Annotated in this window: 37 protein-coding genes; 5 read left to right on the forward strand and 32 right to left on the reverse strand. The window is 64.1% G+C overall.

Annotation, left to right across the window (positions count from 1 at the left end; genetic code table 11):
• From HY699_06815 to HY699_06845, 7 genes are all read right to left on the reverse strand, one after another.
• Nucleotides 1-181: hypothetical protein (locus HY699_06815; protein MBI4515509.1), on the reverse strand; the 181-nt coding region annotated here is incomplete at its 3' end.
• 2 nt (nucleotides 182-183) lie between these two features.
• The gene (locus tag HY699_06820; protein ID MBI4515510.1) at nucleotides 184-621 is read right to left on the reverse strand and encodes a phage holin family protein; all 438 of its coding nucleotides are present in this window, start codon (nucleotides 619-621) and stop codon (nucleotides 184-186) included.
• Nucleotides 622-970: 349 nt separating this feature from the next.
• A complete protein-coding gene (locus HY699_06825) occupies nucleotides 971-1,567 on the reverse strand; it encodes a response regulator transcription factor (GenBank protein ID MBI4515511.1) in 597 nt (198 codons plus the stop codon).
• A gap of 165 nt (nucleotides 1,568-1,732) precedes the next feature.
• Entirely contained in the window at nucleotides 1,733-2,551 is an 819-nt protein-coding gene (locus HY699_06830; protein ID MBI4515512.1) for a methyltransferase domain-containing protein, read from the reverse strand.
• Nucleotides 2,548-2,868: a BON domain-containing protein gene (locus tag HY699_06835; protein MBI4515513.1), complete on the reverse strand. Its 321-nt coding sequence runs from the start codon at nucleotides 2,866-2,868 to the stop codon at nucleotides 2,548-2,550. The genes HY699_06830 and HY699_06835 overlap by 4 nt, the downstream gene beginning before the upstream one ends.
• A gap of 90 nt (nucleotides 2,869-2,958) precedes the next feature.
• Nucleotides 2,959-3,963, reverse strand: coding sequence for an OmpA family protein (locus HY699_06840; GenBank protein ID MBI4515514.1), 1,005 nt, complete (start codon nucleotides 3,961-3,963; stop codon nucleotides 2,959-2,961).
• Between the two features lie 331 nt (nucleotides 3,964-4,294).
• Nucleotides 4,295-4,717: a hypothetical protein gene (locus HY699_06845; protein MBI4515515.1), complete on the reverse strand. Its 423-nt coding sequence runs from the start codon at nucleotides 4,715-4,717 to the stop codon at nucleotides 4,295-4,297.
• Between the two features lie 197 nt (nucleotides 4,718-4,914).
• Here HY699_06845 and HY699_06850 point away from each other — a divergent pair, with 197 nt between their 5' ends.
• Entirely contained in the window at nucleotides 4,915-5,082 is a 168-nt protein-coding gene (locus HY699_06850) for a CsbD family protein (protein ID MBI4515516.1), read from the forward strand.
• Nucleotides 5,083-5,146: 64 nt separating this feature from the next.
• Here the strand turns inward: HY699_06850 and HY699_06855 are convergent, their stop codons facing one another.
• The 16 genes from HY699_06855 to HY699_06930 form a co-directional block, all read right to left on the reverse strand.
• Complete coding sequence (locus HY699_06855) at nucleotides 5,147-5,437, reverse strand: hypothetical protein (protein MBI4515517.1); 291 nt, start codon at nucleotides 5,435-5,437, stop codon at nucleotides 5,147-5,149.
• The gene (locus HY699_06860; GenBank protein ID MBI4515518.1) at nucleotides 5,427-5,903 is read right to left on the reverse strand and encodes a hypothetical protein; all 477 of its coding nucleotides are present in this window, start codon (nucleotides 5,901-5,903) and stop codon (nucleotides 5,427-5,429) included. The genes HY699_06855 and HY699_06860 overlap by 11 nt, the downstream gene beginning before the upstream one ends.
• A gap of 421 nt (nucleotides 5,904-6,324) precedes the next feature.
• A complete protein-coding gene (locus HY699_06865; protein ID MBI4515519.1) occupies nucleotides 6,325-6,534 on the reverse strand; it encodes a hypothetical protein in 210 nt (69 codons plus the stop codon).
• Nucleotides 6,531-6,734 carry a hypothetical protein gene (locus HY699_06870; GenBank protein ID MBI4515520.1) on the reverse strand — a complete coding sequence of 68 codons (204 nt, stop codon included), beginning with the start codon at nucleotides 6,732-6,734 and terminating at the stop codon, nucleotides 6,531-6,533. The genes HY699_06865 and HY699_06870 overlap by 4 nt, the downstream gene beginning before the upstream one ends.
• A 299-nt stretch (nucleotides 6,735-7,033) precedes the next feature.
• The gene (locus HY699_06875) at nucleotides 7,034-8,785 is read right to left on the reverse strand and encodes a hypothetical protein (GenBank protein MBI4515521.1); all 1,752 of its coding nucleotides are present in this window, start codon (nucleotides 8,783-8,785) and stop codon (nucleotides 7,034-7,036) included.
• 202 nt (nucleotides 8,786-8,987) lie between these two features.
• Nucleotides 8,988-9,485, reverse strand: coding sequence for a septal ring lytic transglycosylase RlpA family protein (locus HY699_06880; GenBank protein MBI4515522.1), 498 nt, complete (start codon nucleotides 9,483-9,485; stop codon nucleotides 8,988-8,990).
• 169 nt (nucleotides 9,486-9,654) lie between these two features.
• On the reverse strand, nucleotides 9,655-10,062 hold the full coding sequence (locus HY699_06885) for a hypothetical protein (GenBank protein MBI4515523.1): 408 nt from the start codon (nucleotides 10,060-10,062) through the stop codon (nucleotides 9,655-9,657).
• Nucleotides 10,063-10,242: 180 nt separating this feature from the next.
• Nucleotides 10,243-10,653 carry a hypothetical protein gene (locus HY699_06890; GenBank protein ID MBI4515524.1) on the reverse strand — a complete coding sequence of 137 codons (411 nt, stop codon included), beginning with the start codon at nucleotides 10,651-10,653 and terminating at the stop codon, nucleotides 10,243-10,245.
• A 31-nt stretch (nucleotides 10,654-10,684) separates the two neighbouring features.
• Nucleotides 10,685-11,089, reverse strand: coding sequence for a hypothetical protein (locus HY699_06895; GenBank protein ID MBI4515525.1), 405 nt, complete (start codon nucleotides 11,087-11,089; stop codon nucleotides 10,685-10,687).
• Between the two features lie 183 nt (nucleotides 11,090-11,272).
• On the reverse strand, nucleotides 11,273-11,500 hold the full coding sequence (locus HY699_06900) for a hypothetical protein (GenBank protein MBI4515526.1): 228 nt from the start codon (nucleotides 11,498-11,500) through the stop codon (nucleotides 11,273-11,275).
• Between the two features lie 58 nt (nucleotides 11,501-11,558).
• On the reverse strand, nucleotides 11,559-11,711 hold the full coding sequence (locus HY699_06905) for a lmo0937 family membrane protein (protein MBI4515527.1): 153 nt from the start codon (nucleotides 11,709-11,711) through the stop codon (nucleotides 11,559-11,561).
• Nucleotides 11,712-11,814: 103 nt separating this feature from the next.
• Complete coding sequence (locus tag HY699_06910) at nucleotides 11,815-11,982, reverse strand: CsbD family protein (GenBank protein ID MBI4515528.1); 168 nt, start codon at nucleotides 11,980-11,982, stop codon at nucleotides 11,815-11,817.
• Between the two features lie 320 nt (nucleotides 11,983-12,302).
• Nucleotides 12,303-12,620, reverse strand: coding sequence for a hypothetical protein (locus HY699_06915; protein ID MBI4515529.1), 318 nt, complete (start codon nucleotides 12,618-12,620; stop codon nucleotides 12,303-12,305).
• A 224-nt stretch (nucleotides 12,621-12,844) separates the two neighbouring features.
• A complete protein-coding gene (locus HY699_06920) occupies nucleotides 12,845-13,456 on the reverse strand; it encodes a TetR/AcrR family transcriptional regulator (protein ID MBI4515530.1) in 612 nt (203 codons plus the stop codon).
• Nucleotides 13,457-13,520: 64 nt separating this feature from the next.
• Nucleotides 13,521-14,381, reverse strand: coding sequence for an EamA family transporter (locus HY699_06925; protein MBI4515531.1), 861 nt, complete (start codon nucleotides 14,379-14,381; stop codon nucleotides 13,521-13,523).
• Between the two features lie 75 nt (nucleotides 14,382-14,456).
• A complete protein-coding gene (locus tag HY699_06930) occupies nucleotides 14,457-14,774 on the reverse strand; it encodes an SCP2 sterol-binding domain-containing protein (protein MBI4515532.1) in 318 nt (105 codons plus the stop codon).
• A gap of 390 nt (nucleotides 14,775-15,164) precedes the next feature.
• On the opposite strand from HY699_06930, the gene HY699_06935 reads away from it, so the two are divergent.
• The 4 genes from HY699_06935 to HY699_06950 all read left to right on the forward strand — a co-directional run bounded on the left by HY699_06935 (nucleotide 15,165) and on the right by HY699_06950 (nucleotide 19,091).
• Nucleotides 15,165-16,541, forward strand: a complete 1,377-nt coding sequence (locus HY699_06935) for a hypothetical protein (GenBank protein MBI4515533.1) — start codon at nucleotides 15,165-15,167, stop codon at nucleotides 16,539-16,541.
• 73 nt (nucleotides 16,542-16,614) lie between these two features.
• Nucleotides 16,615-17,583 carry an ABC transporter ATP-binding protein gene (locus HY699_06940; protein MBI4515534.1) on the forward strand — a complete coding sequence of 323 codons (969 nt, stop codon included), beginning with the start codon at nucleotides 16,615-16,617 and terminating at the stop codon, nucleotides 17,581-17,583.
• The gene (locus HY699_06945) at nucleotides 17,580-18,566 is read left to right on the forward strand and encodes a dipeptide ABC transporter ATP-binding protein (GenBank protein MBI4515535.1); all 987 of its coding nucleotides are present in this window, start codon (nucleotides 17,580-17,582) and stop codon (nucleotides 18,564-18,566) included. Before HY699_06940 ends, HY699_06945 begins: the two co-directional genes overlap by 4 nt.
• Before the next feature lie 147 nt (nucleotides 18,567-18,713).
• A complete protein-coding gene (locus HY699_06950) occupies nucleotides 18,714-19,091 on the forward strand; it encodes a polymer-forming cytoskeletal protein (GenBank protein ID MBI4515536.1) in 378 nt (125 codons plus the stop codon).
• 13 nt (nucleotides 19,092-19,104) lie between these two features.
• Here HY699_06950 and rplS read toward each other — a convergent pair whose 3' ends face one another.
• From rplS to HY699_06995, 9 genes are all read right to left on the reverse strand, one after another.
• Nucleotides 19,105-19,482 (reverse strand): 50S ribosomal protein L19, encoded by a 378-nt coding sequence (gene rplS, locus HY699_06955; protein MBI4515537.1) that lies wholly within the window; start codon nucleotides 19,480-19,482, stop codon nucleotides 19,105-19,107.
• A 45-nt stretch (nucleotides 19,483-19,527) separates the two neighbouring features.
• Nucleotides 19,528-20,088, reverse strand: coding sequence for an RNA methyltransferase (locus HY699_06960; protein ID MBI4515538.1), 561 nt, complete (start codon nucleotides 20,086-20,088; stop codon nucleotides 19,528-19,530).
• Nucleotides 20,081-20,821: a tRNA (guanosine(37)-N1)-methyltransferase TrmD gene (gene trmD / locus HY699_06965; protein MBI4515539.1), complete on the reverse strand. Its 741-nt coding sequence runs from the start codon at nucleotides 20,819-20,821 to the stop codon at nucleotides 20,081-20,083. The genes HY699_06960 and trmD overlap by 8 nt, the downstream gene beginning before the upstream one ends.
• A complete protein-coding gene (gene rimM / locus HY699_06970; GenBank protein MBI4515540.1) occupies nucleotides 20,821-21,297 on the reverse strand; it encodes a 16S rRNA processing protein RimM in 477 nt (158 codons plus the stop codon). Before rimM ends, trmD begins: the two co-directional genes overlap by 1 nt.
• A 79-nt stretch (nucleotides 21,298-21,376) precedes the next feature.
• Nucleotides 21,377-21,613: a KH domain-containing protein gene (locus HY699_06975; protein MBI4515541.1), complete on the reverse strand. Its 237-nt coding sequence runs from the start codon at nucleotides 21,611-21,613 to the stop codon at nucleotides 21,377-21,379.
• Nucleotides 21,610-21,888: a 30S ribosomal protein S16 gene (rpsP, locus tag HY699_06980; GenBank protein ID MBI4515542.1), complete on the reverse strand. Its 279-nt coding sequence runs from the start codon at nucleotides 21,886-21,888 to the stop codon at nucleotides 21,610-21,612. Before rpsP ends, HY699_06975 begins: the two co-directional genes overlap by 4 nt.
• A 35-nt stretch (nucleotides 21,889-21,923) precedes the next feature.
• Complete coding sequence (ffh, locus tag HY699_06985; protein ID MBI4515543.1) at nucleotides 21,924-23,267, reverse strand: signal recognition particle protein; 1,344 nt, start codon at nucleotides 23,265-23,267, stop codon at nucleotides 21,924-21,926.
• A 114-nt stretch (nucleotides 23,268-23,381) separates the two neighbouring features.
• A complete protein-coding gene (locus HY699_06990; GenBank protein MBI4515544.1) occupies nucleotides 23,382-23,696 on the reverse strand; it encodes a hypothetical protein in 315 nt (104 codons plus the stop codon).
• A 71-nt stretch (nucleotides 23,697-23,767) separates the two neighbouring features.
• Nucleotides 23,768-24,163, reverse strand: coding sequence for a hypothetical protein (locus HY699_06995; GenBank protein ID MBI4515545.1), 396 nt, complete (start codon nucleotides 24,161-24,163; stop codon nucleotides 23,768-23,770).
• Nucleotides 24,164-24,309 lie beyond the last annotated feature (146 nt).

A 24,309-nucleotide genomic window follows, 5' to 3' on the forward strand; every position in this document is an offset into this window, starting at 1 on the left:
CACCGACGAGAAATGCGTCAATCGCCCACGTCAGCGGGAACTTCTTGATGTGCTCGCTCACGTCGAGTGTAGACCCGGCCGCACCCGTGAGCTGGTGCACGGCGACGCGCACCTCTTCCTGGTCCCGCTCGATCGATTGCAGGAGGTCCTCACGCTGTTCGGCGAAGTCAATCTTTTCCACGGTCAGTTCTTTCCTTCGGCTGGTAACGGTTCACGCTGTCGTGTTGGCCCGTTGCCGTTCGGGCGCACCCGTGTCGGCGGCCGACTGTGTCGCATGGCGAGCGTGACGAGCCCGACCGCACCTGCCCCGTTGAGCAACCCGAAGGCGGCTAAACGAATGACCGGGCTGGCATCTGGGGCTACGAGCAGGACGAAGGCTCCCGCCCCGGCGAACCACGCCGCCGTCGCCAAGACCATGCCGGCGCCGACCAATGCGGCACGCTCGATCGAACGCGAGAGCAGCTCTCGCCCTTCGAGCAGCGCCAAGTCGATCCGCTTGGTGATCACACCTTGACTGCCGGCCACCAAATGCTCGATCGATGACGCCACGGACGATTCGTCGGTGAAGCTGTCGCCTCCGGCGCTGTCGCTGTTCGTCCCTGATGGTTCTGCAAGTTCCACGATTGACCTGCCCGATTACGCCATCTGCTCTCGATCGAGCCTTGCGCTCGATGAACACGGAAAACTGGCCATGGTTCGATTGTACGAAAACCGCTGGGGCGCCGTAAGATCGGACAACTACGCGCGTGGTTCTACGCGCCGAGCCCTACGCCATCAGCCGGCAGCCTCCCGGCTTCGATGAAAAAGATGACGGCCGTGCGCTCAACTCCTGGGACCGAGAACCGAAAAGACGCACGCTGCCCTGCCCTGGTCAGGCATCCGAGCCCTGATGCTGGCTGTGCTTGAGGATGCGATCCACAGTTTGAGGTTATCGGAATGGCTTGTCCGTGCTGAAGCAGAACAAACGCGGCTACACGCGTGGGTCTGCTTCCCGGGCCCCCAGCACGGTGCGGACCAGCTGCGCGGCCGAGGAGACGTTCGCCTTCAAGAGCACCATGCGGCGGTGTCCTTCCACGGTACGGACGCTGACATGCAACGCCGCCGCGATTTCCTTGGACGGTTTGCCCGCGATCAGCAACTCCATTACTTCGCGTTCGCGGGGCGTGAGCTGCGCGAGTCGCTCGCTGACGGCGGTGCGGTCGGTCGTCGCCGCGCGTGCCTGGTGATCAAAGTCGATCGCGGCACCGATCCGCTCCAGCAACACAGCGGGCGGCGCCGGCTTTTGCAGGAAGTCGAATGCCCCCGCCTTCAACGCCCGCACGGAGGTCTGCACATCCCCGTGGCCGGTCAGCACGATGATCGGGAGCATTGCCTTGCGCCGGCGGAGTTCGTCCTGGAGGGCAAGGCCGTTGCCGTATCGCAAGCGGACATCCAGCACCAAGCAGCCCGGGTGCTCGGGATTGTAGGCGGCGAGGAACTCTTCACCCGAGGCGTACGTCTCGACCGCGAGGCCCGCCGACTCCAGCAACGCGCGCAACGACTTGCGCACCCCGCCGTTATCGTCCACGACAAAGACAGTCGCCGCGGCCGCCGTGTAGGACGCCTTTGCCGCGCTGTCCTCCGCCGCTGCCGCGACAGCGCACCATGGGCGGCCGGCCGGCTCAGCATCGGCGCACTCTTTAGAAGCAAGGGAAGACGGCACGGCCAGAGTTCGCTCCTGCACACTGCGTCTTCAATTGGGTCCGCGATGGCGCCACGCCGTCACGGCCCCATCCGCGTTCGCCACCTGGACAAGAAACTCATCCACACCGGCACGCCGCAACTGCGTCGGCTGCGCCCGGCGTTGCGTCAGGCGCAGGAGCCGCTCTTGGAACCGGAACGCCGTCCGTGGCCAGTGCACCAGACAGTACGCGCCAAGCCGAGTGAGCAATGAATTGCGCGGCCGCATGCCGAAACGCGCAAAGCCTTCGAGCGTGAACCCGAATCCGCAGAGCAGATCCACCAACGCCCGCGGCTCGTACCGGCGCGCATGACCGACGACGCGGTCGAACTCATGCCACCGATGCATGTGCATCGGCGTGCTCAGGACGAGCCATCCATTTGCCGCACTCACGCGCGCGAGCTCGCGCCCCACACCAACGTCGTCGCGGACGTGTTCCAGGATGTCGAACAAGTACATCTGCGATACGGCACCCGACGCGAACGGCAGCGCGTCGATGCTCGCACGGATGACGCGCGCGCCGGCGCGCCGTAGTTTCGTGCAGGCGGTCGGACTGACATCGACGAACAGCGCCTCGGCGAGCGGCAGGCGCGGCCGCAGGCCACAGCCAATTTCAACTTGCAACCCCTCAGCTTTGGTCGGAACTCGGACGCCCGGCATCGCCAGCAGCGATGCGGCTCGCCAGCAGCGTTCGTAGAATCGACGATTGTAACGATCGACGTCGCGGAGTTGCGAAGGGTTATTCACGCGGTGGTCTACGAGCGCCCCGCGCTCGCTCGGCGATGCCAGTGCTCGCCGAGCCGGCTGCGCGCTGGCGACGAGTCGATTCACTGTTGCCCCTTCACCCGCATGTCGTTCTTGACGGACTTGACCCCCTTGACGTTGCGCGCAACTTCGACCGCCTTGTTGATGTCGGCCTGAGCACTGACGAAGCCGCTCAACTGCACCGTCCCCTTGAAGCTTTCGACGTTGATCTCGCTCGATTTCAGCGAAGGTTCGTTGACCGCTGCCGCCTTCACTTTGGCAGTAATCACGGTATCGTCAACATACTCCCCGGTGCCCTCATGCTTTGCCGTCGCGGCGCATCCCAGGAGAGCAGCCAGCAGGATGGCGAACGAGACGGTGGCGAACCGATTGAATCGTCTCATGGCGATCCTCGTTCAGTTTGGGGGGAGCCCCGGCGGCACCGGGAGGGGGACCGCAAGCGCCGCCGGGGCTATGTGTGTAGAGAGACGCGGTCACTGGACGCGCAGCTCTACACGACGGTTCTGGGCTCGGCCGTCCGCGGTGTCGTTGGACGCCACCGGGCGCGATTCGCCGAACCCTTCAGTTGTAATGCGGTTGGCTGGAATCCCGTGTTTCACTAAATATTGCCGCACCGCATCGGCGCGGCGGTGCGACAACTTCTGATTGTAAGCGTCGCTCCCAACGCTGTCGGTGTGACCTTCCACAATGACCGCCACGCCGCCTTCCGCTTTGAGTGTCGCCACGGCCTCATCCAGGACCGGTGCGGCATCGGGCCGGATGGTCGACTTGTCGAAATCGAAGTGGACGCTGCGCAGGACGATCTTCTTCTTGACCGGCGCTGGTGGTGGCGCGGGCGCCTGCGCCACCGGCGGCGGAGGTGGGGGTGCTGGCGCTGCCACTGGTCCGTTGAAGGCGTATTTCAAGCCGACTCCAGCGGTCGCCCAGCGCGCGTCGGCAGGGCCTTGTTCATCGGCGACCTGCCCGGCCAGGAATGTCGGGCGCGGCGACATGTAAGCGCGGTTCCACCGACCAAACAGACCGATCGCGAACTCAGGCGTGACATTGAAGTCGATGCCGCCACCGACTGAGAAGCCCGGTGCTGTGTGGTTGAGTCGTCCGCTCAGACCGGTGAAGACACCGCCTTGACCGGTGCCGTACAGCTCTACGAACTCGCCCAGCGGCAGTGACAGCCGCGGCCCGATGGTGCCCCCGAGCAGCGTGGTGGTCCGGTTCTCATGCGCGAAGCCGCGGTGGTCGTTGTCCGGGCTCTGGAAGGTAAAGTGGAGCTGGCCTTGCATCCCGAGATAGTCATTGAACATGTAGCCCAGATACGGATTGGCGGTGCCGCCCTCTTGGACGTGCGCCCGATAGTTGCCATTGGTGGGCACGGAAGCGCCCAAGTCGATGCCGACGAATGGACCATCAACGGCGTGGGCAGATGAAACCGCCCACAGCACGAAAAGCGAACCCACCAAGACTGAACGTTTGCACATCATATCGATCCCTCCTTTTGAACTCGCTGGCTCGGTTGACTGGCCACATCGTGCTGCACGTCACGCGGCGATTCACCGTATTGCACCAGTTGCAGACCTATTCCGCACGACGACTCGAGAACTTCAGATGCCGGTGCCATGTCGCCCCAATGCGCCAGCCTATCTGAACCGAAACGATCCCAATGACCCAATGATGCCGAATGCTTGCAGCAACCATATGCAGACCGCAAGAATGATAACGATGTGAATGATGCGTTTGATCGTTGCATCAATTGGAAGAATGGTCTCTACAACGTAGAGTAGAATTCCAACGACCACTAGAACTATGATCACGTTAATCAATGGCATAGTGACTCACCTCTCGTGTCTGACGACGGCTCCGAGATTCCTGTCCGGCAGCGTATATCTGGCGTCGCATGACGACTGGGTGTTGCGCTTGCGCCACGCCCAACCGGTGACGCACAGCGTTCGCGTCGAGACCGAGGACCTCACAGATGGACTCGAACGAGTACGGCCAGCTGGTGTCCTTGGCACCGAGCCACTGCGTTACCTCGTCGAAGAGCCGTCGGCCTCGACGGTCGGTGGCGAAGCGATACTTCCCAATGCAATTGATCGCGTCTTGGACGACGGCGATCATGAGCCGTTGCTCTGGTGCCAGCGGTTTGCGAGCCCCGAAGTGCTGCGACGGCAAGAGGACGTTGGGCTGCAACATGCCAATGGGAACTCCCGAGAGATAGCGATCTACTTCTGCAGGCATGCGTCCTTGTACAACAGCTGCGGTGGCGCTGTAAGCTGGGAGTACTACGCGCGTAGAACTACGCGCGTGGTACTCCCAGCTTGTGGCGCTGACGAGAGCGACTACAGTGTAAGCCTTAGGTGGAACGCTGCGCCCGAAGAATGCGGGTCCGGGCGCAGCAGGTCACTTCATGACCTGCACGAAGGGAGCGATCGACGATGGCCAGTGGTAAGACGGATGAGCTGAAGGGGCGCGTGAAGGAAGCCGCGGGTGCCCTGACGGGCGATCAGAAACTCAAGCGCGAGGGTCGGGTCGAACAGGCTGTTGGGAAGGTCAAGCAGAAGGCGGAGAAGGTGATTGATAAGATCAAGGATGCCGTAGGCTGAGCTTGCGTCCCCCCGTTGTACCCGCGGATTCCGCTACGCGGCGAACTCTTCCAGGCCCGTGTTCTCAAGACAGCGCCCCGATGACCCGAAACGGGAAGCTGACAAGGGCCCACACCAGGGCGAAAGCACTGCCGACGATTCGAGGAGAAGTCTTGTCGCTCTCCGTCGTGGTGGTGGTTGTTACGGTGGTTGTGGCGGGACGTTGCGGCTGCGCCTCCTCGGTAGCAACCGCAGGAACCGACTCCTCAGTCGTAACCGTTTGCGTGGTCGCATGGCTCGCGCATCCCGCTGCCACGCAGAGCGTCAGCAGGCCGCTGAGCAACCCCACGGTCATCACTTTTGTTCTATGGTGCATGTTGTACTCCTCCTGCTACGTTGACCTGAACCGTTTCGGTGCCCTCGAGGATGATCTGCTGGTCCTCGGCGACGTCGGTCGTCTCCCCGGCGGCCGGCGCGACGGTCGCTGCTCCACCTCGGCGGGTGCTGAATGCCGTCGTGTTCTCGTCGATGTCGACGCGATAGTAGCCAGCACGATCGATGGTGAACGCGGCATTCGGCGTATCAACCTCGATCGACTGGCCGCGGGGCAGCGCCTTCAGGTCGAGGGCGGCATGCCCCCCGGTGATCCGGAACTGTGTGTAGCCGGGATCAAGCGACGTCAGGTCGATCTCCGTGGCGGCACCGGCGCGGACGAACGCCCCCGGCCCGATCTGCACCTCCAAGTTGGCACCGTCGCCCGCGTACAGGGAGTCGCCAGCGGCCAGCGCCGTGTTCACCTGCGCTGCGCTCCACTCCTCGGCACCCGGGCGCCAGAAAGACACCGCGCCATCAATGAAGCGTCGCCGGTCACAGTGGGACCGCTGCGGGTTGCGTTCTGCGCTTTGGCGGTGCACGGCGTGGGTCCTAGCCCGGCAAGCGCGAACAGGCACGCGAGGACGGTTGGCAGGATGCGTCTTGAGATCATCGTTGGTAACCTCCTGGTCGCGCCACAGCGCGGGTTGACCCATACATAGAAGAGGAACGGCAGGGCCGTAAGCTCGCATTGCTACGCCGCGTAGAACTACGCGGGTGTCTTACGCCATCACGGCGGAATTTGCAGGGTGCACCATGCCCCCAGGGGGCGCAGCAGAACCGGCGCTATGGCCCCGCCACGAGTCGAATGCCTCGACCCCAAGCAGCATCGCCAACGAATGAACCGCTCGAAGTGCGACCGCAGATGGGACGACTGCGTCGCGTGATGATCTACGCGCGCGAATCGGCTTCCCGCGCGCTCAGCACAGTGCGGACCAGTTGGGTTGCCGAGGAGACGTTCATCTTCGAGAGCACCATGCGGCGGTGCCCTTCGACGGTACGGACACTGACATGCAAGGCCCACGCGATCTCCTTGGACGTGCTGCCCGCGATCAGTAGCTCCATCACTTCACGCTGTCCGTCGTCACACGAGGCCGTCATTCCGTTGCACGATCGACGGCGCGGCCCGCCTTCTCGACCGGGCCCTTCGGGTCCAAGGTGTCCGAAACCTTGTCCTTGGCATTGTCGATTGCTTCTCCCACCTTCTCGGCGGGGCCCTTGTCCGGACAGCCGGCGAGGCCGAGAGTCACGGCGAGGGCGAGTCCTGTCACCAAATGCGTCGCCAATCGACGCGCGTTCATCCTGGGCGTTGCGGTCTTGGTCGTGGTTTCCAGCTTCTTCATGATCGCTCCTTCCATGGCTCCGAGCGGATGAGTGCACACCGATACCGCCCGAGGTTCAGGTGCCGGGTCCGTTGGCGGGCGCGGCGGATTGTCGTGCACGGCGACGCGCACCTCTTCGTGATCCCTCTCGATCGATTGCAAGAGGTCCTCACGCTGTTCGGTGAAGTCGGTCTTGTCCACGGCCAGTTGCTCCTTCGGGCGAATGCAATGCGATCTTTCCGTTACGGTTCCCTCCGATCAGCTTGCATTCCTGAGGCTCACTGCCGCACGCGTCCCTGCAGAATCGTATTCTCGATCGTCGGGATCAGGTCCTGGATGATCGAGTCCTCGTGGCGTCCCGAAGTCGGGTTGATCAGATCGGGTACCTGCGATTCCGGGACGCGGTGATTAACGTAGAACGACGCCTTGCGGCCGCCGGCACCGGGCAGGACGGCGACGAACATGTTCTGGACCTGATTCGCGAGAATCAGTAAATCGAGCAGAGCGCCGAGCTGCTCAAAGTCCTCCGGCGCCTGGCCGTAGCCGCCGAGGATGTAAACGATCGGGAAGCTGCGGTTGGTGTGAAAGTATGCCGGGGGTCGATAGATGAGCACCGGCTGTCCCGGTGCGGTGCCGCTCCCCGTGCGCAGTGCGGGTGAGGTGATGTGTGTCTTCATGATGTCGCCACGCGGATCGGGATCGGTGATGCTGAGGTCGCCCGGCCCGTCGAACCCATTCGGGAAGCTCGAATCCATGTAGCTGATCATCGCCAGCAGCCGTTGCCAGATCACCACCGTTCCGCAGATGTCGCCGTTGAGCAACTTGTCTCGCGTGTCGTCGGCTTCGGGAATCCCAACGTGCCCGCCGACGTAGCGGATCAGCAGATACTGCTGCGGTAGCTTGGTAATGGCGACACAATTGCTGGGGAAGTCGTTCCGCGTATCCACTGTCAGCCCCTTGGACTCGAGCATCGCAACGAAATTGTCGTAGTGCTTGCCGAAGCCGAACTGGTCTTCGGTGCCGACATCCATGTAGATGCGCTGCGTGCCGACGTCCGCCGCCGAGCGCGCTTCCAGCCGGGTCAGCGGGTCTTCGGCCAACCAGTTCGCCCGATCGGGGTCGTAGTCGCATTGGCCGTTGCCCTCGCGGTAGTCGCCGGTGTCGGCCACGCCATCGAGACCGACGTCACTGAAGGTCTCGCCGAGCTCCGGCTCGTACACGAGATTGCCGTTCGTATCAGTGAAGGGCTCGGAGAGGTTCACGACGATGCCATCGCCGACGTCGTAGACCCCGTCGCCGTTCAGGTCAGCGAGCATGCGCCCGCCGACATCCACGCCGGTGGCGTCACTCGCGATGCGTGGCAATGCTCCCCCCGCGAGTAACAGGACATCGACCGGCTGGGTTGCCGTCTCGGTCGTCTGACGCACGCCGTCTTGCTTGGCATCGCCGCCATCGAGGAACCCACGCCGGTTCGCCGGCAGCGTGAAGCTCCCAAACGCATCGTCGCGCAGGATGTGTGCCGGTTCGGAATCCATCGCCAGATACTGCCGCGAGGGATCCGGATGGTGCAGGAAGGGATCGCCGAAGGCGATGACCAGGTCCTTGACCATCGACAGGCGCGTGTCGCGTCCGGGATAGGGCGCTTGGTGGTCGAAGGTGAAATCATCGCCGACATTGAGCGGAATGATCGTTTGAGATTTCACTTCGAGGTTGTCGTTCACCATATCCCGCAGGAGTTGCCGCATATCGACGGGGCCACCGAGGGCAGCGATCGTACCGAACAAGTCGGCGTGCTTCGTGCCCAGGTTCATCGCGCCGTATGCGCCCATCGATACGCCGGCGACCGCACGGAACTGCCGGTGCGCTTGCAACGAGCCGCCCGTCGTTGGGGTCGTGTCGGGGCCGCTACCGCCGTTGCCGCCGCACGCGGTCAGCACGGCCAGAGCGCACGCCCCTGTAAGCCACGTGCACCATCGCCAGAACGCGACTCCGTGCGCCAATTGGTGTGCGCCCGCAGTGGGTTCCTTCATGAATCAATCCTCCGTTCGTTGAGTCGGTGTCCCGGAAATCGGTTCGGGCAAAACTTCACGCGCACTTCGCACCGCGGTGTTTTCCTCCAGCAGCCTGTCGGACTTGGCAGTCACCAGCGACCCAACACGTCCGCCGGAAGCCTCTGGAGTGCGGGCGGGGAGCGGACCATAGAAATGACGCCGACCGCAGGTCCCAGGCGAATCACTGCGGCGTTAGCACCGGAGTGTCGGTGCGTGTTTCACCGGCTGTTGCGTGACTCTTTGTCGTCGTCCGCTTCTTGGTCGGTTTCCGGCGGCGTGTCGTTTCAATCTTGACCTTTGCCACGCCTTTCTTCGACATCCCGATCTGTCGGGCGGCGGCGCGCGACAGATCGATCTTCCGCCCCTTCGCATACGGACCACGATCGTTGATCGTGACCTTCACCGATTTTCCGGTCTTCAGGTTGGTGACCACAGCCTTGCTGCCCAGGGGCAATGTCGGATGTGCCGCGGTGAGCTTGTTCTGATCGAATGTTTCTCCACTAGCGGTCTCTTTCCCGTCTTGCGCTGGCCCGTACCAGGAGGCGTTTCCGACCTCCTTTACCTTCGGCCCCTCAGCATTGGGCACTTCCTCCTTCGCCTGTGGCGCCACCACGGGCGGCGGAGGAGTCTCCTTCCGGCCGATCGGCAGCGCACAGCCCGGCAACAGCAACGCAAGCATTGCTCCTCCGATTCCAAACACGACAAGTAATTGACGAGAATGCTTCATCTGAGTTCTCTCTCGTTACTCGGGTGCCGACCCGGTTTCTCCGGGGCCGCCCGCTTCCTCCACCAAGGCCAGCAGGCGGGCGTTGGTGGCAGTCCTCACTGCTCTCCCAAGACTTCCCTCTCTACGGACCCACTTCAGTGAAGCCGGTGACATCCATCGCCGTGACGAACCGACCGTCGGAGCGGCGGGGCAAGGGAGGGGTTTGGAAGGTAAACGGCGCGCTGGCGTTCGGGGCGACGTCGGCAGCAAATGTGAACGGCAGCGTCCTACCTGGGCTGTCGGTCCCGGGATGACGCTCGTTATTCCACAGCCACGTTTGTCGGAGCAGCAAGTTAACTCCACGAACAGTGGCAGACGACTTGTTGACGATGGTGCCTGAGACCGAGCCATCCCCGACGGTCAGGCCGTTGATGACAATCGTTTGAGCGGCCTCAGGGGACGACACGACTGCCGGCGTAGCAGTAGCGCGATGCAGCGGCAGGATGAGAACGCCCAGCAGCGCGCCAAAGATCCAGATGCGTGTGACCATGATCAATTCTCCTTCCTTGTGCCGCGCCGGAGCCCGGCTCCGACAGCGACACGATGCACCGACCGTCTCCCGGTCGGGCGTTTCGCGTTTCCATCCGGTCCCGCGATCAACACCGCGCCCAGAGCGAGAAGTCCTCTCAATCATATACAAGGCCGCGGCACCGGCCGTAAGCTCGGACTACTACGCGCGTGGTTCTACGCGCGGATCGCCTTCGCGCGCGCAGCGTGACCAGTCGATCCGCGGCCCATGCTGGCGCTTGACGTACGCGGCGATCACCAAGGCGACGACGATGGCGAGCACCGCGACCAGCAGGGCGTGCAGATAGGCGACGATGCCGAGGGCGAACCCCTCGATGAGCCACGTGGCTGCGATGCTCGCCCCCAGCAACACCACCGCGCCGCCAGCCCACGGCCACCGGCGCCACACGCCGACCGCAGCGGCGAGCGCACACACCACTTGCAGGACGAAACCGATGAGCAGCAACGGCACGGGCTGGCCGACCAGCATCGCGGGAAGGTAGCCCCCGATGTACACGCCGTAGCCCGCCAGCGCGACGGCAATCAGGACCAGCGCGGGGGATCGATCATTCATGCCTCGTCCCTTTTCAGGCATCCTCCCACGGTTAGCCGCCCAACGCGCTGCGGAAGCGTTTCACGGCTGCGGTGGCGGTCGCTTGGGCATCGACGAGGACGGAATCAACCGTGCGCTTGATGTCTGCCCACGAGCCGCCGGCGGCGGTGGACACCCGCTTGAGGGTATCTGCGGCCTCACGTTGCTTCGACTTCAAGACGCTCAAGTGAGCGCGGGCGTCCTTGCGCAGTTCGCGAATCCGCGCGCGCGCATCGGCCTCGAGCTTCTGCTCCGCCTTGCGCAAGCCCCGCTGGATCTCACCGATCGATTTCTCCAGGTGCCTGACGCCCTGTTGAATCTCGGCGTACATGGCCTGCGCCTCGCGCGACATCGCCTTCTGCGCCCGCCGGGACGCGCTCATCGGTTTGGAACGCTTCTGTGGTGCCTTGGGGGACATGGTCTTCTCCTTCCCGCGCCGCTCGATCGCGGCACGCTCCTCGTGACCCTTGTTTCTGTCAAGGCAGACTCCACCTCTACTTAAGGATGTTCCGCCCCTCTCGACTCATGAGATCGCGCTGGCGATCTCGCGAAGCGGTCGCCGACAGTTGGCGAGGCTGGCTCGGCAGCGCTGAGGCGACAGCTAGACAGCTAGTCTCTTCTTGGGCACCAGCAGCAGGAGCCCGCCAACCACGATCGCGCCCACGCCAGCCCAGACCGGGACGTTCACCCTCTCCTTGTCCTTCACCGACAGTTCGAGCGAGCCGATCTTGGCCTCGTGGGTTTCCTTGGTGTAACTAAAACCGCCGTACACCAGCCCCAGGATACCGGCGGCGATCAGCGCGATTGCCGCGATCTTGACTGCACTCATCTCGTTGCCTCCTGCAGCGAAACCCGGTTCCCGCGGGGCAGTATCGGGCATCCTCTGATCATCCCAACGGCCTTCGACCTTGGAGAACACGAACCAGTACCACCACAACCGCGATGACCAAGAGGAGGTGAACGAATCCGCCCATCGTGTATGACGACACCAGACCAAGCAGCCACAGGATGATCAGAATGACCGCGATGGTTTCGAGCATTGTACTCCTCCTCGCCTGCAAGATGGCACCGATCGGAAGCATCTCTTCAGCGGCCCGCCGCCGCTGCCGTGGGCGCTATCCCAGGATCAACTCAGAGCGCGACTCAGCTGAGCGCATCTCTGACCTTATCGATGACCTTCTCCACCTTCTGCTTGATCTTTCCAACGGCCTGGTCGGCCTTCCCCTCCCGCTTGAGCTTCCTATCGCCGGTCAGAGCCCCCGCGGCTTCCTTCACGCGTCCCTTCAGTTCATCGGACTTGCCGCTCGCCATGGTCGATCCTCCTTTTCTTTCCTTGCAGGCCTTGAAAGCAACGGGCGTCGCCGTGCGCCACCCGGGCAAGGTGCGTTGTGACCGCCATAACGATGCTTATACACGGGCACGGCAACGGCGTAAGCTCGGGGTATTACGCGCGTGGTTCTACGCGTGTCGCCCCCTTGCCGCCGGCCGGCTACACGACTACAGCGTTGATCGTTGTTGCGGGACCAGGCTGCGGTCGGGCTTTGCAGAACCACAAACACGGACCGCCGGATCGACACCAAGGGCATCGTATGCGCGACTCAACTGGCTTGCGCTCGGACATCTCCGAGACTTCATTCGGCGGCGGACGTCAGGATGAGACCATCCGACATCGCGAAGCGTCGCGCGATCCCTGCTGCGACAGAGATGACCCGCGAACCGACAAAAGCCAGTCTTTGATTGGAACGCGCGTTACGGTGGTCGTTCACGTAGCTGACATGTGTGAGCGCCATGTCGAGGAGCACCACGTCATGGCTTGGCTGCAAGCCGATACGTCGAGCCAGATCGCGGCAGTCATGGAACGTGACGGACGGGGGATTCGCCTTCGCATTCGTGCATGATGTGGGGGGACTCAGCCGGTTGGCCGAAGCGGAAGCAGTATGGTCCTTCAAGCGGAGATCACGCTCTCACCTGCAAAATTCGGCACTATGCTAGATTTCACTGAACCAGCCGCCCCTGCACTCAGAATCAGAGCTTGTGAAGAAATGGGGTGGAGCAACGCTCTACCGCTCAAGAATGACGCCGTTCGCTCGACCTTCTAATCTTGAGGGCGGGAGCGGTGCTCCCGGCGCTTCCTCGGGCCCACCGGCACACCGTTGATTTCCTCACTGTGCTTTCAGTGACTAGACGCCAGCAATCGGTCGAGCATGCTGCGCTTGAGGTGATCGAGTAGTTCGTTGGGGGCGTGCACGAACTCGTCGCTGAGAAAATTCTGAATCAGCACCCCGTCGAGCGCGGCCATGATGAGCGCGGCATCGAGCCGTGGGCTGCAGTCGGAGCGAAAAACCCCGCGGCGCTGCCCGCTCTCGATGATATCGGCCAGTAGATTACGAAAGACCCCGTAGAGTTCGCTGACCCGGCGGATGACATCGTCGGGCTGGCGCTCGCCTTGAAGCATCAGGCTGAGGAAGAACCGTACCGAGTAGACGTTCTCGCGCACGAACTCGGCGAAGAGATCGATCAGCCGCTCGATGCGCAGCGGTTCGCTGAGCCCGTCGAGCTCGTCGACGTTAATGAAGTAGGGCTCCAGCGTCTTGCGCAGCGCGTTGCGGTAGAGCTGCTCCTTGCTGTCGAAGTACCAAAAGATCAGCGCCTTGCTGACTTTGGCTGCCCGGGCCACGCACGCTATCGAGGTGTTCTCATAACCCTGTTCGGCGAATAGCCGCGCCGCGGTGGCGAGGATCTTCTCGCGCACCTCGATCGTATCGCTGGAATGTGGTTCGGCCACGGCAGAGCCCGTCAAACTGCCGACAAGGTAGGGTAGCCGGGTGCGGTAAGTCAACGCTATTTTTTCACCCGCCCACGGCGATCAGCACGCCACCGGCAGTGATGACCAGGGCGCCGAGCAGCGGATAGCGCGAGCCGACTTCGCCGAGCACGAAGCGGCCGAGAACGACGCCGAAGACAATGCTGGTCTGGCGCAGCGAAAGCACGTAGGTGCCGGGGGCAGAGCGCAACGCCGACAAGATCAGCCAATAGGAGAACGGGCCGAGCATCGCCGTGGTCGCGATGCGTCGCCAGTTGCGCCGCCACTCGAGCCGCAGGCGAGGAATCAGCGCGCTACCCATGCGAGCGGCGAACACCGGAAACTCCCCGGCCAAGATCAGGTACAGAAAGACAAACGGCGGCACCTGGGTGACGCCAAGCTTGTCGATAATGGTGAAGCCGGCGATGAAGACCGCGGTGATCAGAGCGTAGCGCGTCACCGGTGCCCGCAGCACGCCGCCCAAGCCACGCCGCCGCAGCAGCGGCCATTGCACTAGCAGCGCACCGGCCACCGCCAGCATCGCCCCCGCCGCCCCCATCACGCTCAGTGATTGACGGCCGATGGTGACCTCCCACAGCAGTACCAGCGCCGGCGCGCTGCGGCTGAGGGGATAGGCCACCGACAGATCGCCGGCCTCGTATGACTTCACCAAGTACAAGGCGTAGCCGCCGTGCGCCACAGCCGATAGCAGGACCAGGATCCAGCCCCAGCGGCTGATCGGCTCGGCCGGCCACAGCCACAGCACCGCCGGCCAGAACAGCGCCAGCACCGTCAGCCCCTGGGCGAAGAAGAAAGCCGACTTGTCTTGGCTGTCCTTGCCGAACAGATTCCAGGCGGCGTGCAGCAGGGCCGACAGCAACACCAGCCCGATGGCCACGGGAGTCATGTGAGCCGGTGCCCCAAAATACAATGGGGCGGGAAGTGCTCTTCCCGCCCCATTGTCAATGCAGCAAAATCGTCTTCAGGCCGGCCGCTTGAAGAGGCTTTGCATCTTCATCGCCAGGCCCATGTCGCCGGCGATTTTAAGCTTGCCGCTCATGAAGGCCATCTGGCCATTGAGCTTGCCGGTGATCATGTCGACGTAATCCTGCGCCGCCATGGTCATCGTCATGTTGGGCGAGGCATGCGCCCCCTCGGTGACCGTGCAGGCACCGTTGGCGATGGAGACGTGATAGTCGCCGCCGCCGTCGCCGGTCAGTTTGAACTGGATGACGGAATTCATCCCCTTTGCCGCGTCCGCGTTGAAGTTCGCCGGCATCGCGCTGAAGATCGCCTTCACCTCATCTGCTACTGCCATTCTCTGTTTCCTCCTTTCAGGGATCTGGGGCCTGGCAGGGCCCATTAGTCGCTACGTGTCTTGCCCCTCTTCCAAGCCAACCCCCCCACCGCCGACGTTTTTTATGTGAGGTCCTTCCGGATGTCAATCGACTGATTGGCAGAATCGCGAGCACATAACTTCCGCGGGCTGGCCGCCACGGTCGCGTGGATTTGCCAGCGCGGGCGAAACAGTGTTAAGCGAGTGCGACCGAACGTTGCCTGTGCGGGGAGGTGCCCGATGTTGCGACGGTGGATTGGCGTAAACGTGGCTCTCATGATTGTGGGGGCCGGGTGTGGTGGAAGCATTGGTGGGGCAGGCTCGCCCACGGCGACGCCTCGGTGTTCGCCCGACGTGACGGTGTCAAGCACGCCTACGGCGACAGCCTCGGCGACACCCACCAGCAGTCGAACTCAGCGGCCCAGCTCCACGCCAACCGCCAGCCCCAGCCCGGCGCCGGCGCCGGAGCCCGGGGCAAACATCACCTTCTTCGGACTGGCGGCGGCGGACGACGTGCCGTTGCAGCCCATCGGCACCGATGCCAACGGGCGGCCGGTTTTCGAGCGCCGCTTCGGGCAGGGGTTCTCGCTGGTGCTGGAAGCACGTCCAGGATCCAACCGCCAGCGCGTGGGCGGCTCGGCGTTCAACTATGATCCGACCGATCCGTTCGTGCGTCCCGATCTGCAAGTTCTGCTGTCGCGCCCATTGGGCAACGGCAGCCCGGCGGTGTGCGACAACAGCAGCCCCAACTTCGGCGGTATACCGGCGGTGGAGCCGCCCTATTTCAGCGAGGCTCAGGTCATCTCCGATGCCATCAACGACCTCGGCTGCCGCTTCGTCGACGGCACCGGCAACCCTAGCGGCCGCAGCGACAGCGACGCCTGCACGATGTTCCCCGACGCTACCTTCCACTTCGTCGATGCGCTGTCGACGATTCAGTTCTGCGCGCGCATTGCCGCGGCATTCAGGTTTCCTGAGGGTGACACCGTTGTTACCGCCCGAGTGCGCGACGCCGGCGGCCAATTCGGACCGGTGCGGCAGATGGTCGTGCGCATCAATCCTACCGCCAGCGGCTCGCCGACGCTGACGCACGTGCCGACCGCCACGGCGACCCCGAGCTACACGCCGACGCCGGTGCCGTCACCCGGACCGCCGGGGGAGATCACCTTCTTCGGCATCGCCGGCGCCGACAGCGCGCCGCTTGAACCGACCGGCGAGGATAGCGAAGGGCGGCCGCTATTCGAGCGCCGCTTCGGGCGCGGCTTCTACCTAGTCATCGAGGCTAAGCCACTGGGCGGCCTGCGTCACGTCGGGCGCTCGGCGTTCAACTACGACCCGACCGATCCTGCGGTTCGTCCGGACTTGCAGGTGCTGCTGTCACGCCCGTTGGGCGACGGCAGCACGGCCGTCTGCGACAATGGCGAGCCGACCTTCGGCGGGGTGCCCGGCACCGATTCGCCCGACTTCCGCGAGACCCAGGCGGTGTCCGATGCCATCAATGACTTCGGCTGCCGTGTTGACGACGGCACGGGGAATCCCAGTGGTCGCAGCGACAGCGATGCCTGCACGATGTTTCCCGACGCCACCTTCCATTTCGTCGCAGAGGATTCGGACGTGCAATTTTGCGCCTTCATTGCCAGCTCATTTGGCTTCCCTCCCGGCGACACTGTGGTCAGCGCGCGGCTACGTGAGGGGCAGGTGCGGCAGATCGTGATCCGGGTAACGGGCTAGCGCGGTTCGACTTAGCGAGTCAGTCGCGCGCCGGCGGTTTCGCTTTGCGGGTGAGGCTGCTAGGAAGGGCGCCGTGGCGTTGTTGGAGATCCGCGACCTGCAAGTCAGCTTCCCTACCCGGGCGGGGGCCGCCAAGGCGGTCGATCGGGTGAGTCTATCGCTCGCTGCCGGCCGCACGCTCGGCATGGTCGGAGAATCGGGTTGCGGCAAGACCATGACCGCCCTCTCCGTCTTGCGCCTGGTGCCGCCGCCGGGCCGCATCAGCGGCGCGATAGTTTTCGACGGGCGCGATTTGCTGGCTTTGAGCGAGCGCGACATGCGCGAGGTGCGCGGCAACGACATCGCGATGGTATTTCAAGAACCGATGTCGTCGCTCAACCCGGTGTTCACCGCCGGCAATCAGATTGCCGAGGCCGTGCGGCTGCACCAGCAGCTCGGCCGGCAGGCGGCGCGCCAAAAGGCCATCGAAATGCTGCGGCTGGTCGAGATAGCCGAACCGGAGCGCCGCGCCGAAGAGTATCCGCACCAGCTTAGTGGCGGCATGAGACAGCGAGTGATGATAGCGATGGCGCTCTCGTGCAACCCCCGCCTGCTGATTGCCGACGAGCCCACCACCGCGCTCGACGTCACCATTCAGGCGCAGATCCTCGATCTCATCGGCAGCTTGCGCGACCGCCTGGCGATGGCTCTGCTGCTGATCACTCACGACCTCGGTGTGGTCGCCGAGCGCGCCGACGACGTGGCCATCATGTACGCCGGCCGTGTCGTCGAGCGCGCCGCGGTCGAAGTGATCTTTCGCCAGCCGTTGCATCCGTACACCCGCGGCCTGCTGCGTTCGGTGCCCAAGGTCGGGGCCGCGAGGCAGCGGCGGTTGGAGACCATCGCCGGCGTTGTGCCCGATCTGCTCGACCTGCCCAGCGGCTGCCGCTTTCGCGACCGCTGTTCGCTGGCTATCGCCTCGTGCGCCGCTATTGATCCGCCGCTTACCGAATATGGCGCCGGCCATCTGGCAGCCTGTATCCGCGCCGGGGAAAGCCGATGAACGCCCCCCGTCAGCCGCCACCCCTGGTGGAGACGCGCGGGCTGCGCAAGTATTTCCCGGTGCGCAGCGGGTTGTTCGGGCGCGAACGGCAGCAAGTGCGCGCCGTCGATGGCGTCGACCTCACTGTCGCCCCGGGCGAAACGCTCGGCGTGGTCGGCGAATCGGGCTGCGGCAAGTCCACGCTCGGGCGGCTGGTGCTGCGTTTGCTCGAACCTACAGACGGCGAGGTGTTGTTCGACGGAGTTGATCTGCAGTCGCTCAACGGCGGCGCGCTGCGCCGCAAGCGACGCGAGATGCAGATCATCTTTCAGGACCCCTACGGCTCGCTCAACCCGCGTATGCGCGTGGGTACCATCGTCGGCGAGGGGCTCGATATCCACCGGCTGGCCCGCGGCGAGCAGCGCCGGCAGAGCGTGCTGCAACTGCTTGAGCGCGTCGGCCTGCGGCCCGAGGCCTATAGCCGCTACCCGCACGAGTTCAGCGGCGGCCAGCGCCAGCGCATCGGGATTGCGCGAGCGCTGGCGGTGCAGCCGCGGCTGATCGTGGCCGACGAGCCGGTGTCGGCCTTGGACGTGTCGATCCAGGCCCAGATCATCAACCTGTTGCAGGACTTGCAGGAGGAGATGGGGCTGGCGTACCTGTTCATTGCGCACGATCTGCGCGTGGTCGAGCACATCAGCCATCGCGTGGCGATCATGTATCTGGGAAAGATCGTCGAGTTGTCCGAGAGTGTGGAATTGTACCGTAACCCCTGCCATCCCTACACCAAAGCACTGCTGTCGGCGGTGCCGATCCCTGAACCCGGCGCTAAGAAGGTGCGCATCATTCTGCCCGGCGACGTCCCCAGCCCGATCAATCCGCCCCCGGGCTGCGCCTTTCATCCGCGCTGCCCGTACGCCGAGGAGCGCTGCCGCCTCGAAGTGCCGCGGCTAGTTGCAGGAGACCGGGGACATGCGGTAGCTTGTCACGTGTTCCCTGCTTGACGATGGGAAGAGGAGGATGCCGTGAACTGGAGACGGCCGGGAGGTAAAGCAGCAGAGAGCGGGCGGGACCGGGTGATGCCGCAAAGCCCTGGCGTTAGCCCTGATCCGCCTAGCACCAACCAAGCGCCGGCATCGCCGCCGCCGGCCATGCCGCGGCGAACTTTGGGGGCGGACACCGTTGTTACCGGAAGGCTGAGCTTCACCGTTCCGACCCGCATCGATGGCACGCTGCGGGGCGAAGTGCGCGCGACGGAACTGCTGGTGATTGGGGAAGACGGGTTCGTTGACGGCACCGTGCGTGCACAGCACCTGGTGATTCTGGGCAAGATGCGTGGTGATGTGCGCGGCGCCGAACGGGTCGAGATCGGACCCGGCGGCCGGCTCGTCGGCACGATCGAAACCCGCAGCCTGGTGGTGCAAGAGGGCGGGCAACTTGACGGCGATTGCCGAATTCAGCCGCTGCGCCCGAAGGTGCAGGCCCTGCATCCGCCGGCGGCCCCAGAGGCCGCCTCGGAGCAAGCTTAGAGCCGGCGGGAATCTACTGTTCGGGCGCCGCGTTGACCGCGCCGCGCTGCGGGCTTTCTTCTTCGATGCGAGCGGCCTTTCCGGACAGCCCGCGTAAGTAGTAAAGCTTGGCCCGCCGCACTTGGCCGCGGGTGGCGACCTCGATCTTGGCGATCCGCGGCGAATGGACCGGGAAGGTGCGCTCGACCCCCACCCCATACGACCGCTTGCGCACGGTGAAGGTGGCGCGATTGGCGCCACGGGAGCGGCGTAGCACTACGCCCTCGAAGACCTGGACGCGCTCCTTCTCACCTTCCACCACCTTGACGTGCACCCGCACCGTGTCGCCGGCCTTGAACACCGGCACATCAGTTCTCAATTGTTCGCGCTCGATCGTGTCGATCAGGTTCATGTTACACCTCGCTGGAAGGGAGACTTCAGATTGAAGGCCGCCTTTCTAGCCTGGGGCGCGCAGCCGGTCAAGGATAATGGCGGCGGCGGAGCGGACCGAGAGGTGGTTGTACTCGGTGGGGCCGACGACGGGCTCGAGGATCAGGTCGGCCTGCTCGACCACCACCGGTGCCAAACCCCAGCCGGTGCCGAACACCAACAGGTGAGGTTGCGCCGAAGCGGCCAGTCGCTGGCGCAAGGCGGCAAAGCTGCTCCGTTTGGGCCCGCTGCGCGCCGAGGTCACCACGATCACGGGGCGAACTCCGCTCTCGCGCTCGATGCCGACGATGACGTCATCGAGGTCGGTCGCCAGCCGCACCAGGGCCAGCGCTTCTTTGCGGGTCTCGTTGTAAATGCTGCCGGAGCCGGTTTGCCAGTGCTCGATGATCTTCCCCACCAAGGCGTGCAGCGTTCGCACCGGGGTGGCCACGTAGAAGCCGCGCACGCCGTAAGTGCGCGCCGAACGGGCGATATCGTGAACATCCATATTGGTAACGGCGCTGGTGACGATCGCGCCGTTCTTATCCATGACGGGATAGTGGAGCAGGGCCAGGTAGAGGTCACCCATGGCGGCGGGGAGTTTCCGGGGTGCCGGCCAACAGGGCGCGATCGGCCTCGCTCAGGGAGGCGCGCGCCAGTAGGTCGGGACGGCGCGCCGCGGTGCGCTCCAGCGCTTGAGCGCGCCGCCAGCGCCGAATGGCTTCGTGATCGCCCGAGAGCAGCACCGGGGGCACCTGCCGTCCGCGAAAATCGGGGGGACGGGTGTACTGCGGGTATTCCAGCAAACCGTCCTGGAACGACTCGCCGAGCGCGGATTGGGGTTCGCCCAGCACCCCGGACACCAAGCGGCTGACCGCGTCGATCACCACCAAGGCGGCCACCTCCCCGCCGGACAAGACGTAATCACCGGCGGAGAGTTCGTCGTCGACGAATTCCCGCACCCGTTCATCGACCCCTTCGTAGCGTCCGCAGATCAGCGCCAGTGCCGGCAACTGGGACAGTTCCGCGGCGACGGCCTGTGTCAGCACGCGGCCCTGGGGGGAAAGCAGAACCCGGCGCGGCCGCTGCGGCCCAGCGCCAGTGGCTTCGATGGCCGCCACCAACGGCTCAGGTTTCATCACCATACCCGGCCCACCACCGTAAGGGGCGTCGTCGGTGACGCGGTGCTTGCCGGTGGCGTAGTCGCGGATGTTGTAGCGCACGAACTCCAGCGCCCCGCGCTCCTGCCCCTTCTGGAGCATCGTCGCGCCCAGAACGGAATCGAACAATTCGGGAAATAGGGTGACGATGTGAAAGCGCATCAGTCGAGTAAGCCCGGTATGGGATCGATCACCAACCGCCCGCCCGCCAGGTCGACCTCGCGCACGACATCGGCAATCAATGGAATCAAGTGCTCGCCCCCGGCGCCGTGCACCACACAAACGTCGTTGCTGCCGGTCGCAATGACGGCCTCAACGCGGCCCAGTGCCTGGCCCGCCACCGTCTCAACCTGCAAGCCGATGAGGTTGCGGTGATAGATCTCGTTGGGTCCCAGCCGCGGCAACTGCTCGGCGGCGAGGCAAACCTCCGCCCCGACCAGCGCCGCGGCCGCCGTGGCGCTGTCATAGCCGTCGAACTGCAGCAGGCGGAAGCGCTTGTGCGGGCGCGTGGTACGCAGGCGCACCTCGATCGCGCGATCGCTCCAGCGCAGGGTGAGTGATTGGCCCGGCCGCAGCGCGACCGACTCGGGATTATGCGGCAGCATGCGCAATTCACCGCGAATCCCGTGGGTATTCACGATCGTACCGAGCCCGCACAGGGACGCGGCGGCCGAACTCGGTGCGCTGTGAGATGGGGGCGGCACCGTGCCGCGCGGCCTACTTGTTCTCGATGATCTCGAGCAGAACCTTGCGGTTGGTGCGCGAGGCGGCGGCGTTCAGAATCGTCCGGATCGACTTCGCCGTCCGGCCTTGCTTGCCGATGATTCGCCCGAGATCCTCTTGTGCCACCTTGAGCTCTAAGACCGAGGCGGTGTCGCCCTGCGTCTCCTTCACTTCGACCGCGTCCGGGTGGTTGACCAGGTAACGAGCCAAGTATTCGACCAGATCCTTCATGACGATGTCTCTCCTGATGCCGGCGCGGCGGCTTTGGTCAGGCCCGACTTCTTCAGCAGTTGCGCAACGGTGGCTGACGGCCGCGCCCCGCTGCGAAGCCACCGAGTAGCTTTCTCGGCGCGGAACTCAATCCGGACGGGGGTCTTGGTGGGATCATAGTACCCGATTTGATCCAAACAGCGCCCGTTACGCGGCGAGCGGGAGTCAGCCACAACGATGCGGTAAAACGGGTTCTTCTTGCCGCCGAAGCGGGCCAGGCGGATGGTGGTAGGCATGGGACGTTCTTACTCCTCTCCGATAGGGGTGGCAATCACTGCATGAAACCGCGGGGCAGGCCAGGAGGCGCCCCCGCGCGTGCGAACTTGCTCATGTGTTTCATGACCTTCTTGGTTTCCACGAACTGCTTGAGGAAGCGGTTGACCTCGGCGACGCTGGTGCCGCTGCCGAGGGCGATGCGCTTGCGGCGGCTACCGTTGAGGATGGCGTGGTTACGCCGCTCTTCTTTGGTCATCGAACTGATGATGGCCTCGATGTGGCGCAGTTCGCCTTCGGCCTGGCTCATGTCCACGCCGTGAACCAGCTTCTTCATACCCGGGATCATCTTCAGCAGGTCCGTCATGTTGCCCATCTGGCGCAGGGCGCGGATCTGATCGCGAAAGTCATCCAGGGTAAACTCGTCGCGCCGCAGCTTTTGCTGCAGCGCTGCCGCCTGCTTCTGATCGTAAACCTGCTGGGCCTTCTCGATCAGGGTGAGAATATCTCCCATGCCGAGAACCCGCGTGGCCATGCGGTCGGGATGGAAGACCTCCAAGGCCTCGAGCTTCTCGCCCATGCCGGCAAAGAGGATCGGGGCGCCCGTCACCGCACGCACGGACAGGGCCGCACCACCGCGGGCGTCGCCGTCGAGTTTGGTGAGAATCACCCCGTCGATCCCAATGCGCTGGTGAAAACCGGTGGCCGCGTTGACCGCATCTTGACCGGTCATCGCATCCACCACCAGCAGGGTCCGGTACGGCTGCACGGCCGCCTTGATGCGCTCTAACTCGGCCATCAGCTCGTCGTCGATGTGGAGCCGGCCGGCGGTATCGATAATGACTAGCTGGTGCCCTTGTTGGTGCGCGGCAGCCACCGCCTCACGGCACAACACAACTGGATCACCCTCGGCGTGCGAGGGATGCACGGGACAGCCAATCTGACCCGCCAGCGTGACCAGTTGCTGGATGGCTGCGGGCCGATAAACGTCCGCCGGCACCAGGTACGGAGCGGGGCGCCCCTGCTGCTTGAGGTGGCGGGCCAACTTGGCCACGGTGGTGGTCTTGCCGGCCCCGTTCAGGCCGACCAGCATCAGCACCACCGGCGGCACGCCGTTGAGATCCAGCGCCACCGCCCGGCCACCCATGAGCTGGGCCAACTCGGTATTGACGATCTTGATGAAGTGCTGCTCGGGCGTCAGGCTGGCCAGGACCTCCTGGCCCACTGCTTGCGCACGCACGCGCTCGAGGAAATCCTTGACCACCTGGAAGTTGACGTCCGCCTCCAGCAAGGCCAGACGCACCTCGCGCAGGGCCTCGTCGATGTTGCGCTCAGTGATCTTGCCGTGCCCGCGCAGCCGCTTGATCGTCTGCTCGAATTTCTCTGACAGATTGTCGAACATGTGCCCCGCGCCCTCACCTCGGGCGCAAAAAAATTGCCGGATCGCGGACGCTATAGAATGGGGTGGGTATTGTCAACAAAGCGCTCCGGGGCGGGCTAGCCCCGGGGCCACGACCTATTCGATCGCCACGCCGCCCGGGCCGGTTTGCGCCTTGACCCCGGTGCGAGCCTGCAAATCCTGCATCCGACGCTCGACCTCTTTCTTGTCACGATCGAGGATCGCCATTTGGCTCTTCAGAGTATCGCGCTCCTTCACGAGCACACCGACCTTGTCCGATAACTCGGTGACCTGTTCCTCGAGCTGCACGGCTTTGCCCCATTTCTGGTAGCCGATGAAGACGCCCGCGAGCATCGCTACCAACAGAATGACCAGCCGTTGGGTGTACGTCCAGAGCCGTTCTCTGAGTTCTGTTGCTTCGGTTTCCGCCATGAATCCTCCGCTGGTCAGCCCGCGAGATGCCCGGGCAATACCACAGCGTACCAGCGGAGAAAAGCCGCCGCTCAAGCGGCGGCGCGTAGACCAACGGGCCGAAACCGCTGGCGGCGAGCGGGTTCGCTCCCGTACTGCAACCGCCAGCGCCGCAGTGCTAGGCGAACGGCCGCGGGCTCGAAGCCAAACATCTCGCACAGGTTCACGAAGGAGAAGACCCAGCTCCAGTCATTCGCCCGAATCCATGATTCCGCCTCGCTGAAGTTGGCGCGCTGCTGGCGAGTGGCTTGGGGGGCGTTGCGCCTGTAAGTCTCCAGGCCGTCGGCGAACACCGCCCACATCAATGCCCGCTCGCCCGAGAGTCTCGCGGTATCGCCATCCGGCCGGTAGAACTGTTCGGGGAGGACAGAGTCTGCTCCCAATAGGTCTTGGAGCACGGACTCTGCTTGCCAATATTGCTGGGGCATAGCGCACCTCCTCGATCGAGATTCTTCACCCGGACCTCTCCACCTGCAAAGCAATTCAGCGGCCAGTTTGAGCCTCTTCCTATTCCATGGGACCTGCTATGAAGGCCGCCACCATGCGGCCGGGAGTGCCAAAAAGCGCTCCAGGC

It is taken from the genome of Deltaproteobacteria bacterium (assembly GCA_016210005.1).
Lineage (GTDB): Bacteria > Desulfobacterota > Binatia > HRBIN30 > JACQVA1 > JACQVA1.

Bases quoted from the DNA above. Each gene is read 5' to 3' on its own strand.
- HY699_06835 (MBI4515513.1), bottom strand. From the start codon at position 2,868: ATGAGACGATTCAATCGGTTCGCCACCGTCTCGTTCGCCATCCTGCTG.
- HY699_06990 (MBI4515544.1), bottom strand. From the start codon at position 23,696: ATGGCGGAAACCGAAGCAACAGAACTCAGAGAACGGCTCTGGACGTAC.
- HY699_06905 (MBI4515527.1), bottom strand. From the start codon at position 11,711: ATGCTCGAAACCATCGCGGTCATTCTGATCATCCTGTGGCTGCTTGGT.
- HY699_06910 (MBI4515528.1), bottom strand. From the start codon at position 11,982: ATGGCGAGCGGCAAGTCCGATGAACTGAAGGGACGCGTGAAGGAAGCC.
- HY699_06945 (MBI4515535.1), top strand. From the start codon at position 17,580: ATGAACGCCCCCCGTCAGCCGCCACCCCTGGTGGAGACGCGCGGGCTG.
- HY699_06870 (MBI4515520.1), bottom strand. From the start codon at position 6,734: ATGAACGCGCGTCGATTGGCGACGCATTTGGTGACAGGACTCGCCCTC.
- HY699_06900 (MBI4515526.1), bottom strand. From the start codon at position 11,500: ATGAGTGCAGTCAAGATCGCGGCAATCGCGCTGATCGCCGCCGGTATC.
- rpsP (MBI4515542.1), bottom strand. From the start codon at position 21,888: ATGCCTACCACCATCCGCCTGGCCCGCTTCGGCGGCAAGAAGAACCCG.
- trmD (MBI4515539.1), bottom strand. From the start codon at position 20,821: ATGCGCTTTCACATCGTCACCCTATTTCCCGAATTGTTCGATTCCGTT.
- HY699_06885 (MBI4515523.1), bottom strand. From the start codon at position 10,062: ATGGTCACACGCATCTGGATCTTTGGCGCGCTGCTGGGCGTTCTCATC.
- HY699_06865 (MBI4515519.1), bottom strand. From the start codon at position 6,534: ATGACGGCCTCGTGTGACGACGGACAGCGTGAAGTGATGGAGCTACTG.
- ffh (MBI4515543.1), bottom strand. From the start codon at position 23,267: ATGTTCGACAATCTGTCAGAGAAATTCGAGCAGACGATCAAGCGGCTG.
- HY699_06875 (MBI4515521.1), bottom strand. From the start codon at position 8,785: ATGAAGGAACCCACTGCGGGCGCACACCAATTGGCGCACGGAGTCGCG.
- HY699_06950 (MBI4515536.1), top strand. From the start codon at position 18,714: ATGCCGCGGCGAACTTTGGGGGCGGACACCGTTGTTACCGGAAGGCTG.
- HY699_06840 (MBI4515514.1), bottom strand. From the start codon at position 3,963: ATGATGTGCAAACGTTCAGTCTTGGTGGGTTCGCTTTTCGTGCTGTGG.
- HY699_06995 (MBI4515545.1), bottom strand. From the start codon at position 24,163: ATGCCCCAGCAATATTGGCAAGCAGAGTCCGTGCTCCAAGACCTATTG.
- HY699_06895 (MBI4515525.1), bottom strand. From the start codon at position 11,089: ATGTCCCCCAAGGCACCACAGAAGCGTTCCAAACCGATGAGCGCGTCC.
- HY699_06960 (MBI4515538.1), bottom strand. From the start codon at position 20,088: ATGGGTGACCTCTACCTGGCCCTGCTCCACTATCCCGTCATGGATAAG.
- HY699_06925 (MBI4515531.1), bottom strand. From the start codon at position 14,381: ATGACTCCCGTGGCCATCGGGCTGGTGTTGCTGTCGGCCCTGCTGCAC.
- HY699_06890 (MBI4515524.1), bottom strand. From the start codon at position 10,653: ATGAATGATCGATCCCCCGCGCTGGTCCTGATTGCCGTCGCGCTGGCG.
- HY699_06975 (MBI4515541.1), bottom strand. From the start codon at position 21,613: ATGAAGGATCTGGTCGAATACTTGGCTCGTTACCTGGTCAACCACCCG.
- rplS (MBI4515537.1), bottom strand. From the start codon at position 19,482: ATGAACCTGATCGACACGATCGAGCGCGAACAATTGAGAACTGATGTG.
- HY699_06850 (MBI4515516.1), top strand. From the start codon at position 4,915: ATGGCCAGTGGTAAGACGGATGAGCTGAAGGGGCGCGTGAAGGAAGCC.
- HY699_06845 (MBI4515515.1), bottom strand. From the start codon at position 4,717: ATGCCTGCAGAAGTAGATCGCTATCTCTCGGGAGTTCCCATTGGCATG.
- HY699_06855 (MBI4515517.1), bottom strand. From the start codon at position 5,437: ATGCACCATAGAACAAAAGTGATGACCGTGGGGTTGCTCAGCGGCCTG.
- HY699_06880 (MBI4515522.1), bottom strand. From the start codon at position 9,485: ATGCTTGCGTTGCTGTTGCCGGGCTGTGCGCTGCCGATCGGCCGGAAG.